16 protein-coding genes are annotated in these 15493 nt (G+C 70.7%); 13 read left to right on the forward strand and 3 right to left on the reverse strand.

The genetic code is table 11. The features are described 5' to 3' along the window. The coding region (locus CG719_RS00005) for a helix-turn-helix domain-containing protein (protein WP_100566348.1) at positions 1 to 628 on the reverse strand (628 nt) is incomplete at its 3' end. A gap of 159 nt (positions 629 to 787) precedes the next feature. Between CG719_RS00005 and CG719_RS00010 the strand changes: the two genes are divergently transcribed. Then, on the forward strand, positions 788 to 1255 hold the full coding sequence (locus tag CG719_RS00010; protein WP_100566349.1) for an ATP-binding protein: 468 nt from the start codon (positions 788 to 790) through the stop codon (positions 1253 to 1255). Between the two features lie 12 nt (positions 1256 to 1267). Here the strand turns inward: CG719_RS00010 and CG719_RS00015 are convergent, their stop codons facing one another. Further along, on the reverse strand, positions 1268 to 1975 hold the full coding sequence (locus tag CG719_RS00015) for a GntR family transcriptional regulator (protein WP_100566350.1): 708 nt from the start codon (positions 1973 to 1975) through the stop codon (positions 1268 to 1270). A gap of 140 nt (positions 1976 to 2115) precedes the next feature. Here CG719_RS00015 and CG719_RS00020 point away from each other — a divergent pair, with 140 nt between their 5' ends. The 12 genes from CG719_RS00020 (at position 2116) to CG719_RS00075 (ending at position 14544) form a co-directional block, all read left to right on the forward strand. Continuing rightward, positions 2116 to 3141 carry an aromatic ring-hydroxylating dioxygenase subunit alpha gene (locus CG719_RS00020; RefSeq protein WP_199836445.1) on the forward strand — a complete coding sequence of 342 codons (1026 nt, stop codon included), beginning with the start codon at positions 2116 to 2118 and terminating at the stop codon, positions 3139 to 3141. 5 nt (positions 3142 to 3146) lie between these two features. Next, the gene (locus CG719_RS00025) at positions 3147 to 4160 is read left to right on the forward strand and encodes a succinylglutamate desuccinylase/aspartoacylase family protein (RefSeq protein WP_199836446.1); all 1014 of its coding nucleotides are present in this window, start codon (positions 3147 to 3149) and stop codon (positions 4158 to 4160) included. 181 nt (positions 4161 to 4341) lie between these two features. After that, a complete protein-coding gene (locus tag CG719_RS00030) occupies positions 4342 to 5259 on the forward strand; it encodes an ABC transporter substrate-binding protein (protein ID WP_100566351.1) in 918 nt (305 codons plus the stop codon). A 1-nt stretch (position 5260) separates the two neighbouring features. Further along, positions 5261 to 6199, forward strand: a complete 939-nt coding sequence (locus tag CG719_RS00035; RefSeq protein ID WP_100566352.1) for an amino acid ABC transporter permease — start codon at positions 5261 to 5263, stop codon at positions 6197 to 6199. Continuing rightward, positions 6196 to 6984: an amino acid ABC transporter ATP-binding protein gene (locus CG719_RS00040; RefSeq protein ID WP_324838176.1), complete on the forward strand. Its 789-nt coding sequence runs from the start codon at positions 6196 to 6198 to the stop codon at positions 6982 to 6984. Before CG719_RS00035 ends, CG719_RS00040 begins: the two co-directional genes overlap by 4 nt. 69 nt (positions 6985 to 7053) lie before the next feature. Continuing rightward, positions 7054 to 7599: a hypothetical protein gene (locus CG719_RS00045; protein WP_100566353.1), complete on the forward strand. Its 546-nt coding sequence runs from the start codon at positions 7054 to 7056 to the stop codon at positions 7597 to 7599. Then, positions 7599 to 8573: a PDR/VanB family oxidoreductase gene (locus CG719_RS00050; RefSeq protein ID WP_100566354.1), complete on the forward strand. Its 975-nt coding sequence runs from the start codon at positions 7599 to 7601 to the stop codon at positions 8571 to 8573. The genes CG719_RS00045 and CG719_RS00050 overlap by 1 nt, the downstream gene beginning before the upstream one ends. Before the next feature lie 264 nt (positions 8574 to 8837). Next, positions 8838 to 9677: a polyphosphate polymerase domain-containing protein gene (locus tag CG719_RS00055; RefSeq protein ID WP_234375376.1), complete on the forward strand. Its 840-nt coding sequence runs from the start codon at positions 8838 to 8840 to the stop codon at positions 9675 to 9677. Beyond that, positions 9674 to 10357 (forward strand): DUF4956 domain-containing protein, encoded by a 684-nt coding sequence (locus tag CG719_RS00060; RefSeq protein ID WP_100566356.1) that lies wholly within the window; start codon positions 9674 to 9676, stop codon positions 10355 to 10357. Before CG719_RS00055 ends, CG719_RS00060 begins: the two co-directional genes overlap by 4 nt. Further along, positions 10357 to 12093: a CotH kinase family protein gene (locus CG719_RS00065; RefSeq protein WP_100566357.1), complete on the forward strand. Its 1737-nt coding sequence runs from the start codon at positions 10357 to 10359 to the stop codon at positions 12091 to 12093. Before CG719_RS00060 ends, CG719_RS00065 begins: the two co-directional genes overlap by 1 nt. A 166-nt stretch (positions 12094 to 12259) precedes the next feature. After that, the gene (locus CG719_RS00070; RefSeq protein WP_100566358.1) at positions 12260 to 13012 is read left to right on the forward strand and encodes a response regulator transcription factor; all 753 of its coding nucleotides are present in this window, start codon (positions 12260 to 12262) and stop codon (positions 13010 to 13012) included. Continuing rightward, entirely contained in the window at positions 13009 to 14544 is a 1536-nt protein-coding gene (locus CG719_RS00075; RefSeq protein ID WP_100566359.1) for a sensor histidine kinase, read from the forward strand. The genes CG719_RS00070 and CG719_RS00075 overlap by 4 nt, the downstream gene beginning before the upstream one ends. Here CG719_RS00075 and CG719_RS00080 read toward each other — a convergent pair. Further along, on the reverse strand, positions 14534 to 15400 hold the full coding sequence (locus CG719_RS00080; RefSeq protein WP_234375354.1) for a L,D-transpeptidase family protein: 867 nt from the start codon (positions 15398 to 15400) through the stop codon (positions 14534 to 14536). The two genes, CG719_RS00075 and CG719_RS00080, sit on opposite strands and share 11 nt — an antisense overlap. Between the last annotated feature and the right edge of the window lie 93 nt (positions 15401 to 15493).

Consider the following 15493-nt stretch of genomic DNA (forward strand, 5'->3'; position numbering starts at 1 on the left):
CCGCCCCATGGCCAGGGGCTATGCAGAGATCGCTGTTACACCACTCGGTGGGACACCATCCCCGCGTCACCTCCTCCCCGCCCGTGTACCGCTCCAGCACAGCCTGTTCCAGGATGAAACTGAACGCCGCCGGGGGCTTTCGCTTGGCCGACAGCAGCTCCTGCCGAGCCAGCCGCGCAGCGATCCGCGCGTTCATCTCCTCCTCGTCCGGCAGCGGCGGCACACTCAACGACACCGCCCGCGCGTACCCCTCCGTCTGCAACAGGCCTGGCACGACCCGGCATTCGTACGTGCACAGGCTGATCGCCGTCCCCTCCAGCCGCGCCCACTGCCGGAACCACGCCGCAAGTCCCGGCTGCCGGGTCAAATGGCTCGCGGCCTTCCGTAGCGCGCCCGTGTTGCCCAGGGCCTGCTCCGCCTGTTCCACGAAGGTGGGATCCGGCATGCGGCGGCCCAACTCCACCGATGCCACCGTGTGTTTGGAGAAGCGGACCAGTTCGCCCAGCTCCGCCCGGGTCAGGCCGGCGTGCTCGCGCAACGCCTGGACCACCGCGCCGAACGTCCGCAGACTGTCCGAGCACTCGGGCTCGCCGCCCGTGCCCGTTCCCGCCAAGCTGTCCGCCGCCATCGGCCACCTCCCGTGCACCCGCGCCCCGCCGTACACATCGAACAACGAACGCGCTCACGGATAGTCACATGTACTGCCTGCGCCGTGACCGTGTACGCCGTCGCGACGTACGCGGTGTCTGCCTGGTGAAAGGCCGTTCCGGGGCGCCAGATTGGGCCCATGACCGCACCATCCGCGCCTCAACGGCCGGTTACTGTACGTACGTTCACCCAGTGCTTCAGCTCCACCCCGCTCGGCGCCCGCCTCGCCCGGCACCTCGCTCTCGTCCAGCTGCACGCCTGGGGCGTCCCGCACGGCACCCCGCTCTCCGACGCCGCCGCCACGATCGTCGGCGAGCTGGCCGCCAACGCCGTGACCCACGGCCGCGTACCGGGCCGCGACTTCGAACTTCGCCTGACGCACACCCCGGGCGCCCGGCTGCGCATCGAGGTGTCCGACACTCGCGGTGAACGCCGGCCGCCCGCGCGTGAAGAGGCCACGGCCCCGGCGCTGCTCGACGAGACCGGCCGGGGCCTGTTCCTCGTCGACGCGCTCGCCGACCGGTGGGAGGTGCTGGACCGCGTGTGCCGGGGCGTGGCGCTGCCCGGCAAGACCGTCCGCGCCGAACTCGACCTGCCCTCCGCGTGAGGCGGCCCGTCCTCAGTCAGGATTCTCCGACTCCGGCCGCGGTACCAGGTCCAGGCCGCTGTCCGCCGGCAGGGTCTGCCGGTAGCCGGCGTACATGTGCTCGGTCGCCAGGCGGGCCAGGCCGTCCCCGTCCGCCGCGCGGGCGGCCTCCAGGATGGCGCGGTGCTCGCTCACCATCACCGGCACGCTCCCCGGCTCGTGGACGTAGGAGCGGGTGATGCGGCGGTTGACCGGGTGGTCCCAGAGGGTGTCGATCATCCGCAGGAGCAGCGCGTTGTCGCAGGGCTCGATCAGCAGCCGGTGAAAGGACCGGTTGAGTTCGAACTGTGCCGCCGCGTCGGCCGGATCCGTGTCCGCCATCTCCTCGATGACCGCCGCCAGCCGGGCCAGCCGGGCCCGGTCGTGCCGGCCGCAGGCCAGCCGCAGGGCCAGCGTCTCCAGGGACTGCCGCACCTGGTAGACCTCGGCGATGTCCTTGGGCTGCAGGGCGTTGACGATGTATCCGCTGCCGGGAAGCCAGGTGACCAGCCCCTCGTGGGCGAGGCGGTTCAGCGCGTCCCGTACCGGGGTGCGGGACACGCCCAGCCGCTCCGCGACCTGCTCCTGCACCAGGGTGGCGTCGGCCTCCAGGCTGCCCGAGACGATCTCGTCGCGGAGTCGCTCGTACACCCGGACGCCCAACGGCCTGGTGTCCCTGGGGTCGCTCCGCAAAGGCTGCACGTCTGCTCTCCGTCCTTGAGGGCCGTTCCCGCGCGATTCTCGGTGTCCGCTCCGCCGAAGAATTCCACCTCGCGCGGACCGTTGTCTTCCCTGAACTCACTGTATACGGTGTGCGCACTGCATCCAGAGGAGGTCTGGCCGTGTTCGTTCTGAACACCTGGTATGTCGCTGCCTGGTCCACCGAAGTCACCCGCGAGCCCGTACGCCGGGTCGTCTGCAAGCAACCCCTCGTGCTGTACCGCACCCAGGACGGCGCGGCCGTGGCTCTCGCCGACCGCTGCGCCCACCGCGCCTACCCGCTGTCCGCAGGCCGCACCGTGGGGGACTCCGTCGAGTGCGGCTACCACGGTTTCGCCTACGGGCCCGACGGCGTGTGCACCCGCGTCCCAGCCCAGGCCGCCATCCCCGCCCGGGCCCGCGTGCGCCGCTACCCGGTGGTGGAGAAGGACGGCTGGATCTGGGTGTGGACCGGCGACGAGGACCTCGCCGACGAGAGCCTGGTCCCCGACACGCACTGGATGAACGACCCCGCGTGGGCGACGGTCACCCACACGATGCTCTTCGAGTGCCGCCACGACCTCATCCACGACAACCTGCTCGACCTCACCCACGAAACGTTCCTGCACAAGACGACCGTCGGTGACGACTACATCCCCGAGTACGGCATCACCGTCGAGGTGGACGGCACCGTCGTGACCGTGGACCGCTTCATGCCCGGTGTCGAGGCGCCGCCGCTGTACGCGCGGACCATGGGCACCGAGGGCCTGTACGACCGGTTCCACGCCACCGAGTTCCACATCCCGGGCTACCACGTGCTGCACTCCGGCATCACGGCCCAGGGGCGCCCGCGTGAGGAGGGCCACCTCATCAAGGTGCTCAACGGGATCACCCCGGTCGACGAGCGGACCACCTGGTACTACTACGCCTTCAGCCGCAACTTCGCGGTCGACGCCGAGTGGGCCACCAAGGAACTGGAGGTCGGCCTCGAAACCGTGCTGCGCGAGGACGCCGACGCGCTGCGCGAGCAGGAGATCGGGATGCGGGAGCGCCCCGACGCCGAGCACGACGTGCTCATCGGGCAGGACGCCGGTGTCGCCAAGGCCCGCCGGATCCTGGGCCGGCTGCTCGCCGCCGAACAGGCCGCCGACCAGGGCACGAAGGGCTGACGGCTGTGGCACGCCTGTACGGAATCGACCTCGACGCACCGGGGCGCCAGGTCGGCGCCCTCCACCTCACCCACTCGGACAACCGGCACGACAACGGCGTCATCCCCGTCCCGGTCGCGGTGCTCTCCGGCGAGCCCGGCCCGACGGCCCTGCTCGTCGCCGGTACCCACGGCGACGAGTACGAGGGGCAGGTGGTCCTGCACCGCCTGCTGCGTGAGACCGATCCCGAGCGGCTGACCGGCCGGCTCATCGTCCTGCCGGCGCTGAACCTGCCCGCGGTCCGTACCGCGTCCCGGGTCTCCCCGCTCGACGGCGGGAACCTCAACCGCAGCTATCCCGGGAACGGTTCGGGCGGTCCCACGGACCAGCTCGCCCACGCCCTGGCCGGCGAACTCCTGCCGCACGCGGACCTGGCGATGGACCTGCACTCCGGCGGTTCGACCAGCCACTACCTCCCGTCGGTGTTCGTCTACGAGGGCCCCGACGCCGAGGCGTGGCAGGCCAAGCTGCGGCTGACGGAACGGATGGGACTGCCGTGGACGATGGCCGTCCCCGCGCGGTTCGAGCCCGGCTCGCTCTCCACCGCGGCCGACGACGCCGGGGTCGCGATGATCTCCACCGAGCTCGGGGGCGGGGGTGAGGTCAACCACGCGTTCGTGTCCGACGCGGTCCACGGACTGCGCCGGGTGCTGGCGGGAGCCGGCATCCTCCCGGCGGAGCCGGACACTCCGCCCGCCCCGCCGACCCGCTGGATCGACCTGCTCCCCGACGGCGCCGTGTACACCCCCGTCCGGGGGCTCTTCGAGCCGATCGTCCGCCTCGGCCAGGAGGTCGAGGAGGGTGACCTCATCGCCCGGGTCCACCCCGTGGAGGAACTCACCCGCCCCTCCGTGCCCGTCCTCGCCCACCGCACCGGCATCGTGGCCGTCGTCCGCCGTCCACCGCTCGTCGACCTGGGCGACGCCCTCTACCACCTGGCCGCCGACCGCCCGGACGCGGTCGCTCCGGCCACTCGCTGACTGCCCGGACGCGGTCGCTCCCACCACTCACCGACCGTCCGTACCCGGTTCGCTCCGGTCACCCGCCGACCGTCCGGACACCGCCACCCCGGTCACCCGCCGACCGCCCGGGGCCGCCGCTCCGACTCCCGCTGACGCATCACCCACGCCTGTCCTGCCCTCCCTGAAGAAGGACGATCCCGTGCGCCATCCGATACGACTCCCCGTTCTCGCCGCGGCCCTCGCGCTGGCCGTCGCGGGCTGCACCAACGCATCCGCCGAAAGCGATTCCGCCGCCCAGGGACCGTCCGGCACGGCGTCCGGCGGGCCCGCCGCCGCGGCAGAGGTGGACGCCGCCGCCGCGGCCCTGCTCCCCGCCGACGTCAAGGCCAAGGGTGTGCTCGCGGTGGCGAGCGACGCGTCCTACCGGCCGTTCGAGTACTTCGACACCGACAACAAGACGATGATCGGCTTCGACATCGACCTGACCGACGCCCTCGGTGCCAAGCTGGGCCTGAAGGTCACTCACGTCAACGCCGGATTCGACGGCATCCTGCCCGGCCTGGCCGCCCGTAAGTTCGACGTCGGTGCCTCCGCCTTCTCCATCACCCCCGAACGGTCCAAGACCGTTGACTTCGTGCCCTACCTCAACGGCGGATCCGGTATCGCGGTCAAGACGGGCAACCCGCTGGGACTCAAGATGGATCCGGCAGTGCTGTGCGGGCACACCGTCTCCGCTCAGAAGGGCAGCCTCCAGGGCCTCGAACAGCTCCCCGCGATCTCCAAGAAGTGCACCGGCGCCGGCAAGGCCCCCGTCAAGATCGACGTGTTCCCCTCGCAGGACGGCGCCAACCTGGCGGTCGTCAGCGGCCGGGTCGACGCGGTCATGGCCGACTCGGTCTCGCTCGCACTGCAGGCCAAGGCGTCCAACGGCCAGTTCGAGCTGGCACCCGGCACCGACTACGAGCCGACGCCCACCGGCGTCGCCCTGCTCAAGGACTCCCCACTCAAGCCGGCTCTGGACGCGGCCATGAAGAGCATCCTGAACGACGGCACCATGGAGTCGCTCATGAAGAAGTGGGACATTCCGGCCGGCCTGCTCCTGAAGTCCGGGAGCTGACATGGCCACCCTGCCGGCCCCTCCCGCACTGGACACCGACAAGGTGTCCGACTCCGACCTGACCGTCGTTCCCAAACGGCACCCGGTCCGCTGGCTCACGGCAGCCGTGCTGCTGCTGATCAGCGCGGCGACACTGCGGTCGGTGTTCACCAACCCCCGTTTCCAGTGGGACGTCGTCAACACCTACCTGCGGGACATCTCCATCGGCCGCGGGCTGGCCGTCACCCTGGAACTCACCGCGATCTGCATGGTCCTCGGCGTCGCCCTGGGCGTCGTCCTCGCGGTGATGCGCCTGTCGGTCAACCCGGTCGTACGGTCGGCGGCGTTCCTGTACGTCTCGTTCTTCCGCGGCACACCGGTGCTCGTGCAACTGCTGTTCTGGTACAACCTGGCGGCGCTCTACCCCACGCTGTCCTTCGGCATCCCGGGCCTGTCCCTCGACGCCAACCGGCTGATCACCCCGCTGGTCGCGGCCATCCTCGGCCTTGGACTGAACGAGGCGGCCTACATGTCGGAGATCGTGCGGGCCGGCATCCTGTCCGTGGAGCAGGGCCAGGCCGAGGCCGCCGGGGCGCTGGGGCTGACCAGGACGCAGACCATGCGCCGGGTGATCCTCCCGCAGGCCATGCGGGTGATCATCCCGCCGACCGGCAACGAGACCATCGGCATGCTCAAGACCACCGCCCTGGTGAGCGTGCTGGCCGTGCCCGACCTGCTCTACTCCGCGCAGATCCTGTACTCGCGCAACTTCCAGACCATCCCGCTGCTCATCGTCGCCAGCATCTGGTACATGGTCGTCACCAGCGTCCTCACGATCGGTCAGTTCTACATCGAGCGCCGGTTCGCGCGCGGCAACCGCACGTTGCCACCGACCCCGTTGCAACGGCTGAGGCAGATGCTCAGCACCCATGCGCCGATCGCCACCGGGAGGCAGTCATGACCGTCGACGGTGCCGCCGGGGACCTCGTCCCGATGGTCAGGGCCGAGAAGGTCCGCAAGCACTTCGGGCGTCTTGAGGTCCTCAAGGGCGTCGACCTGGAGGTCCGGCGGGGCGAGGTGGTCTGCCTCATCGGGCCCTCCGGCTCGGGCAAGAGCACCTTCCTGCGCTGCATCAACCACCTGGAGACCGTCGACGGCGGCCGGATGTGGGTGGACGGCGAGGTGATGGGCTACGAGCAGCGCGGAAACAAGCTGCACGAGCTCGGCGACAAGGAGATCTGCCGTCGGCGCACCCGGATCGGCATGGTGTTCCAGCACTTCAACCTCTTCCCGCACATGACCGTGCTGGAGAACCTCGTCGAGGCGCCCCGGCGGGCACTGAAGGAGCCCAGGGCGGCTGTCACCGAACGGGCGATGGACCTGCTCGACCAGGTGGGTCTCAAGGACAAGGCCCAGGCCTACCCCCGCCACCTGTCCGGCGGACAGCAGCAGCGCGTGGCCATCGCCAGGGCACTGTGCATGCGGCCCAAGCTGATGCTGTTCGACGAGCCGACCTCGGCCCTGGACCCCGAACTCGTCGGCGACGTGCTCAGGGTGATGCGGGACCTGGCCGCGTCCGGCATGACCATGATCGTGGTCACCCACGAGATGGGCTTCGCCCGCGAGGTCGCCGACCGGGTGGTCTTCTTCGACGGCGGCCAGGTCGTCGAGACCGGTCCCGCCCGGCAGGTCATCACCGAGCCCCGGCACGAGCGGACCAAGGCCTTCCTGGCCGCCGTGCGGTGAGCGCCCCTGGCACCCACCCTTGAGGAAACCCCCTCGAGTTCCCCGAGTGACGACGAAGGAGGACGACCGATGAGACTCCTGCTCCGCGCCAACGCCCACCGGCAGGTGGACGGCGGCTGCCGGGAGGTCGCGGCCGCACCGGACACGCCCCGCCGTGAGACCTGGCAGTGGCAGGTGCGGCTGCTCGCCCAAGGCCACGGCCCCACCACCGCCCCACTGCCCGGCGCCCGGCGGGTCACCGAAGCCCTGCCGGACGGGGCGTTGCTGGAGGTCACGGCCGACCCCGCCGCGGTCACCGCCCGCGTGGAGGTCCTCGACCCCGGCGCCGGCACGACCGTGGACCGCGCCGAGGACGACGTGCTGGTCCTCGTCTCCACCGGGGGACGGCTGCTGGTGGAGGGACGGCACCTGCTGGCGGACGCCGACGCGATGGTGCTGGCGGGGGACGACCCCCTGCACGTGGACGTCCGGCACCCGGACGGCCCATCCCGCGACGGCTCAGTCTCCCGCGACGGCTCCTGCGACGACCAAGTCTCCTGCGACGGCCCGGACGCCCGGGTCGCCGTGGTCCGCCTCGGCTCCGCCCGGGGCCGCACCCTGAGCTGGGTGCCCTGATGGCGGCGGCACCCGTCGCGGACGGGGAGCAGCGGCTGCGACTGCGTGTGTCCGCCCTGGTGCGGGAGGCCGAAGGCGTGGTCTCCGTGCGCCTGCGGCGTTCCGACGGCGGCGAGTTGCCGGCCTGGGAGCCGGGCGCGCATGTCGACCTGCACCTGCCCGGGGACCTCACCCGGCAGTACTCGCTCAACGGATCGCCCGAGGACCGGTCCCTCTGGCAGGTCTCCGTGCTCAGGGAACCGGCGTCCCGTGGCGGCTCCCTGGCCGTGCACGAGGCCCTGCGCCCGGGCCAGGAGATCGAGGTGACCGGGCCGCGCAACCGGTTCCGGCTGGTCGACGCCCCCGAGTACCTCTTCGTCGCCGGAGGCATCGGCATCACCCCGCTGCTGCCGATGCTGGACCGGGCCACCGCCGCCGGTGCCCACTGGACGCTGCTGTACGGCGGGCGGACCCGAGCGAGCATGGCATTCCTGCCGACGCTCGCCCGCCACGGCGACCGGGTGCTGGTGCGCCCGCAGGACGAGTACGGCCTCCTCGACCTGGAGCCCTTCCTCGGCACACCGCGGGAGGCGACGAAGGTCTACTGCTGCGGCCCCGAGCCCCTGCTCGCCGCCGTCGAGCGGCTCTGCGCCCCGTGGCCCACGGGAACCCTGCACACCGAGCGGTTCGCCGCGGCACCCCGTCAGGACGCCGACACGGACGCCGACGGGGAGTTCGAGGTGGTGCTCCAGCGCTCCGGCCGCAGCGTCACCGTGCCCGCCGGAACGACGATCCTCCAGGCGCTGGAGGACCAGGGGATCGACGCCGCGAACTCCTGCCGGGAGGGCATCTGCGGCACCTGCGAGACCAAGGTCGTCGAGGGGGTGCCCGACCACCGGGACAGCCTCCTGTCCCCGGAGGAGCGCGCCGCCAACGACACCATGATGATCTGCGTCGGCCGCGCCCGCTGCTCCCGGCTGGTGCTGGACCTCTGACCGCCGGGCCTTCGACCACCGGACCGCGCCCGGGCACAGCCCCGGCGCGGTCCGGCCGTACGTGCGCCCGTTCTCCCGGCGTTCGCTTTTTCGCCATCCCGAGGACTCCTGGAATCGACCAGGAATTCTCATGAGCCCATCATGTGCCGCTGATTGCGTGTGCGGAACCGGTCGGTCCGCGACGTATCAGCAAGGAGGCGCATGGTGTTCCTGTCGAAGGAGGCCGCAGCGCATGAGAGCCGCGTCGGCCAGGAGCCGTCGCATGTGGCCAGTCGGCTGCACGCGTTCAACCGGTTCGAGCTGAAGTACCTGGTCCCCGTGGACCAGGCGGCTCAGATCCGGGACGAGTTGGCCGAGCGGATGGACCGGGACGCGCACAGCCCGGTCGGTGGCTACGGCGTGTGGAGCCTGTACTACGACACCCCTCGGCTGCGGTTCTACTGGGAGAAGATCGACGGTCTGAAGTTCCGCCGCAAGCTGCGCATCCGCCACTACGGCGACCTCGACGGCGTCACCGACGAGTCACCGGTGTGCGTGGAGATCAAGCAGCGGGTGAACCGGGTCACCCAGAAGCGCCGCATCACCCTTCCCTACGGCGTGGCGCGTCAACTCTGCGACGGCCGGGAGGAGGTGGCGCACTCGGCGAAGGAGAGCGCCTTCGTCCAGGAGGTCCTGGACCTCGTCGTACGGCTGGACCTCAAGCCCACCGCGATCACCGGCTACCAGCGCGAGGCCCTGGTCGGGCGGCACGCGGACACCGGTCTGCGGGTCACCTTCGACCGCCGTGTCCGCGGCCGGGACAGGGACTTCCACTTCGGCATCGAGACACCGGAGAACCGATTCACGATCCCGCCGCACCTGTCGGTCATGGAGGTCAAGGTCAACGAGCGCACCCCGCACTGGATCACCGACCTGGCCGCCCGCCGCAACCTCAACCTCGTGCGGGTCTCGAAGTACGTGCAGTCCGTTGAGGCGTTCGGCCTGGCCCCCCGGTCGGTCTTCCACATCCACGAGGCGGACTACCCGCCACCCACCCCCACCGAAGAGCAGCCGCCCCCGCGGCGGCCGGCGCCGGACGCGCCGTTGAAGGCAGGAGCACAGTGAACTTCGACCTCGATCTGCAGGAACTCAGCGGCACGTTCAGCGTGGCGGACGTCGTGGCGGCGATGGCGCTGTCGTTCATCCTGTCCACGCTCATCGGCTACGTGTACCGGTACACGCACCGCAACGTCTCCTACAGCCAGTCCTACGTCCAGACCCTGGTCATCGTCGGCATGATCGTCGCGTTGATCATGCTGGTCGTGGGCTCCAACCTGGCCCGCGCGTTCTCCCTGGTCGGCGCGTTGTCCGTGGTCCGTTTCAGGAACGCGGTCAAGGAGACCAGGGACGTCGGTTTCATCTTCCTCGCCATGGCGATCGGCATGGCCTGCGGTGCCCGCTTCTACACGCTGGCCGCGGTGGGCGCCGTGGTGATCTGCGCCGTCGTCGTCGTGATGGCCAAGTTCAACTGGTTCGCGCTGAACGTGCAGCGCCAGGTCGTCAAGGTCCAGGTACCGGCCGGTGACGACTACACGCCGCAGATCCGTGACGTACTGATCAAGTACACCAGCGAGTTCGAGCTGGTGAGCACCGAGACGATCCGTGGCGGCGCGCTGAGCGAGGTCTTCTACACGGTGCGGCTGAAGAAGGGCGCCGAGCCCGGCGACCTGGTCAGCGCCCTTCAGGAGCGGACGTCCGGACAGCGGGTGACGGTTCTGACCGGTTACGACACCACCGATCTGTGATGGCCGAGGACACCACCGCGCGCCGCCGGCGCCGTCTGCGGGACCGGCTGCCCGTGCGGCTGCGCCACCACTGGAAGCCGACCGCGGCCCTGGGCGTCGGCCTCACCGCGATGGTCGTCTTCCTGGGCGACGCGCGGATCTCCCCCTATGTCACGTCGTCCTCGCGGGTCGAGGGGGACCCCATCACCGAGAACGTCAGGGGATCGGTGGGCCTGTACGACACGTCGGCGTCGCACTCGATCCAACTCACTTATAAGCAGACCGACTTCGACAAGATGATGAAGGAGTTCCGCGACGACGGCACCAAGGAGTACATCGAGGCGGACCTCATCATCGACGGGGTCTACCTCAACGACGTCGGGATCCGGCTCAAGGGCAACTCCACGCTGATGTCGCTGCGCGGCAACAGGGGCATGCCCGGTGGCGGCCGGGGCCTGCCCGGTGCCGCACAGGGGGCTCCCGCCGGAGCCCCCGGCGGGGCCGGAGCCCCCGGCGGCGTCGGCGGGGCCGCTGCTCCCGGTGGGGCCGCTGCTTCCGGTGGGACCGGCGCACCCAGTGGGACCGGCGGGACTGGGGCTGGTGGGGCTGGTGGGACCGGCGGGGCCGGGGACCAGGACCGCGGCCGGAACCAGAACGCGGGCGGCGGTCCGGGCAGGGCCGGCGGCGTGGGCGGGATGATGCAGTACGACCTGTCCGAGAAGAAGCCGGAGGAACTGCCCTGGCTCGTCAAGATCGACGCGTTCGTCGCGGGCCGCGCCTACCAGGGCGAGCGGGAGATCTCGCTGCGTCCCGGCAGCAACAGTCAGGTGCCGCTGAACGAGGCGCTGTCGCTGTCGCTGATCCAGAAGACCGGGCAGAAGGCCGAACGGTACGCCTTCACCGAGTTGACGGTGAACAACCGGCCCTCCGTCACACGGCTCATGGTCGAAAGTCCCGACACCGACTACGCCCAGGAAGTGGCCGACGGCAACGGCGTGCTGTACAAGGCGAAGGCCGGCGGCAGCTTCACCTACCGCGGTGACGATCCGACGGACTACGAGAGTTCCTTCAAGCAGCTCAACAAGAAGGGCAGCCAGGACCTCGAACCGGTGATGAGGCTCATCAAGTGGGCCGACAAGGCATCGGACAAGGAGTTCGCCCGCGACCTCGGCAGGTACGTGGACGTCGACTCGCTGGCCACCTATCTCGCGACGCAGAACCTGCTGCTGAACTTCGACGACATGGCCGGGCCCGGCAAGAACTACCTGCTGTGGTACGACCTGGACACCAAGAAGTTCTCCGTTCTCGGCTGGGACTACAACCTGACCTTCAGCGGGGACGCGACGGCCGGGCCCGACGACTCCATCAGCATGGGCGGCGGCATCGGTGGCGGCATGGGCGGCGGTAGACCTGAGGGGATGCCGGAGGGGATGCCCCAAGGGATGCCCGGCGGTGGTCAGGGCGACGGTCCGGGCCAGGGCATGCCCGGAGGCAAGGGCGGACTCATGGGTCATGTCCTGAAGACCAAGTTCCTGGAGTCCGACGCGTTCGACGCCGTCTACAAGAAGGCCTACCGGGAGCTGTACCAGAAGTTCTACCAGTCGGGTACGGCGGCCAAGGACCTCCAGGCCCTCGCGGACCAGGCCCGTTCCGCGGGCGCGGACTCCAAGGAACTGGACACCGCCGTCACCAGGCTCGACAAGACCGTCACCGACCGTGCCGCGGCTCTCGCCAAGGACAAGCAGGTGACCGGCTGAAGACTCCGGCATCCCGGGCCGCTCCCCTGGACGGCCCGGGACGCCGGCCGGCCCGCCCGGGCCGGATGCGCGCCTTTCGCGCACAGGGTTCCTGGCTACCATCGCCCCGCACGACCAGGACCGCCCCGCAGCGGCTCCTCCTGCCCGTACCCCGAGGTGCCCGAACGTGACCGATCCACACGCCCCCGCGCGGACACCCGCTTCCCGGCACACCGTCCTGGTCGTCGAGGACGACCCCAGCATCCGTACCCTGCTCACCTCCGCGCTCAGCGCGGCCGGTTACACCGTGGCGAGCGCGGCCGACGGACAGGAGGCCATGTTCGAGGCCGGCAACCGCCGCCCCGACCTGATCGTGCTGGACGTGATGCTGCCCGACACCGACGGTTTCCAGCTCACCCGCGACCTGCGGGCCCAGGGCGCCTACACCCCCGTCCTGTTCCTCACCGCCCGTACCGGCGTCGAGGACCGCATCATCGGCCTGAGTTCGGGAGGCGACGACTACGTCACCAAGCCCTTCCACATCCAGGAGGTACTGCTGCGCGTCCGCGCCATCCTGCGCCGCAGCAGCGCTCCCGCCTCCACCTCCGACCTCCGCCCTCCACTGCGCTACGCCGACCTCACCCTGGACGAGCGCACCCGTGAGGTGAGACGAGCGGGCAGGCTCCTGAAGCTGTCGCCGACCGAGTTCCGGCTCCTGGTCTGCCTGCTGTCCCACCCCGAACGCGTGCTGGAGAAGACGGAGATCCTCCAGCAGGTGTGGCAGTACGGCTTCTCCGGCGACACCCGCATCGTCGACACCTACGTCAAGAACCTGCGCGGCAAGGTCGACCGCAGTCCGCCCGCGCTGATCCACACCGTGCGCGGAGTGGGCTACTGTCTGCGGCTTCCGCGCGACGAGACGAACACCGGCGCACGATGAGGTGGCCGGCCCGACCGCGGCCGCGCTCCCTGCGCAGCCGCCTCGTGCTGATCGCCGGCCTGCTGGCGACGTGTGCCGTCGTGCTGTGCCAGATCGCCGGGCTGACCGTCGTACGCACCTGGCTCACCGATCAGGTCGACGACCGGCTGTCCCACTTCCGTCCCCCCGCCGACGCCTACCGTGACATCGGCGACGACGGCATGCCGGGGCCACCCGACGGGAACGCCCCCCTGCCCTCGGACTACCGCGTCTACTTCTACGGCCAGGACGGACATCTGCTGCGCGCCTCCCTGGGCAACGGCGACGGTCCCGGCCCGCGCCTGCCCGCAAAGGCGGACGACCTGCACCTGGACACGGAGAAGCCCCGTACGGTCGAGTCCGAGGACTCGTCCGGATCGGACTGGCGGGTGATCGACCACGCGGGCCCCGACGGGATGCACGCCGTCGTCGCCCTCCCCTTGGACACCGTCGACGGCGCCACCACCAAACTGCTCTGGCTCAGCGCCGTTCTCGGCGTCTGCGTCGCCGGCGGAGTCGTCGTCCTGGGCAACGTCGCCGTCCGCCTCGGCCTGCGCCCCCTCACCCGCGTCGAGCGGACCGCCCAGCGCATCACCGAGGGCGCCCTGGAACTCAGCGTCCCCATCACCGACCCGGACACCGAGGTCGGCCGGCTCAGCCTGGCACTGAACACGATGCTCGACCGCCTGCGCACCGCGCTGCACCGCGCGGAGACCTCCGAACAGCAGCTGCGCCGCTTCATGGCGGACGCCGGTCACGAACTGCGCACGCCCCTCACCGCGATCCAGGGCTTCGCCGAACTGCTCCTCGACGAGTCCCGGATGAGTGACCTGCGACGGCACGAGGCCCACGCCCTGATCAACCACAACGCGGAGCGCATGAGCCGTCTCGTCGACGACCTCTTCCTCCTCGCCACGCTCGGAGACACCCCTCTTCCGCACCGCGAGACCGTCGACCTGCTCTCCCTGGCCGCGGACGCCATCGCCACCACCGCCGTCCGCCATCCGCGGCGCACCATCACCCTCGAACCGCTCCTCAGCCGCTCCGGCGGCGACGAGCACGGTCTCGACATCGTCGAGACGTCCGGCGACCCGCACCAACTCGCCCAGGTACTCGGCAACCTCCTCTCCAACGCCTGCGCCCACACCCCCGACGACACCCCCGTCCGCGTCGCAGTAGGCGTCGCTCACGCCGGCGAGCACGGCTGCGGCACGGACCGCCCCGACCGCGTCCGTACCGGCCCGCCACCGGCGCCCGGCACACCCGTCGGCGTCATCGAGGTCACCGACAGCGGCCCCGGCCTCGCCCCCGACCAGGCGGCCCATGTCTTCGACCGCTTCTACCGTGCCGAACGGCCCGGCCCGCGAACCCAACCGGGCTCCGGCCTCGGCCTCGCCATCGCCGCGGCCATCACCGAGGCACACGCAGGCCGCCTGGAACTGGACACCCAGCCCGGCGAAGGCTGCACGTTCCGCCTCCTTCTCCCCGAGTTCCCCGGCCGCGTCAGCGTGTGAGGGAAGCGGCGTCCCCCATGACGATCACCGGATGCTCGGCGGGGTCGAGTCGCAGCAGGAGTTCTTTCATGTGCTCCTGCTTCAGGCTCACGCAGGCGTGCGTGGGGCCGCCGTGGTCGACGTGGAGCCAGATGCCGCCGCCCTTGTCCGCGCCGAGAGGCCTGGTCCAGTCGAGGGGTGAAGTACCGGGCTCGTGGTTGTAGTTGATGGCGACGACGTAGTCGAAGGCACCCGCCAGCGGCTCTCCGTCGAAGCCGGTGCCGCTGATCGTGAAGCCATGCGACTGGTCGTACGGCAGCCTGGCGCCGGGATCGGGGAGCAGCCCCCCGGCGTCGGTGAGGGAGAACACGCCGATGGGCGACCGCAGATCATTGAGGTGATGGTCGTCCGTCCAGCCCTTGAGGGCGTTGTGCGCCGGCCACGGGGTTCCCGGTGTCCAGCCCGCATCGGTGCGCCGGTAGAGAATCACCTGCGAGGTGGGGGAGTTCTTGTCCTGCCCGGTGACCAGCACCACCTGGCGCGTGTTCGCGGGGATCTCAGCGAGTGTCTTGGGGCCGAGGCCCGGCAGAACGGCGGTGGCGGACGCCTCGCTGCCCGCCGACGCCGTCCCCGTGGTGGGTACTGCCTGCGCGGCCTGTGCCGTGGCGGGCGCGGCGGCCGGTGCGTCGAGTGCTCCGGCCGGGTCCGCGTCCGCCCCCGGCCCCGCGCATCCGGCGAGGGTGAGGGACAGGAGCAGTACGGCGGCCGGTATTCCCGGACGGTTCGGGACCGCAGGGGTGGAGGTGACCGCCCTGTGGTCGCCGAACGGGGCACGCGGAAGCTGCCGTCGCGACGGACGGCGAGTCGATGAAGCCATGATCCACAGCCTGGACGAGACATATCAGGAACCGGTCAGCTCCGACCGGAGTCCTGGGCCGCGACGTCTCGCACCGCGTCGTGGGAACGACCC

It is taken from the genome of Streptomyces sp. CB01373, from assembly GCF_002803075.1.
Classification (GTDB): Bacteria; Actinomycetota; Actinomycetes; order Streptomycetales; family Streptomycetaceae; genus Streptomyces.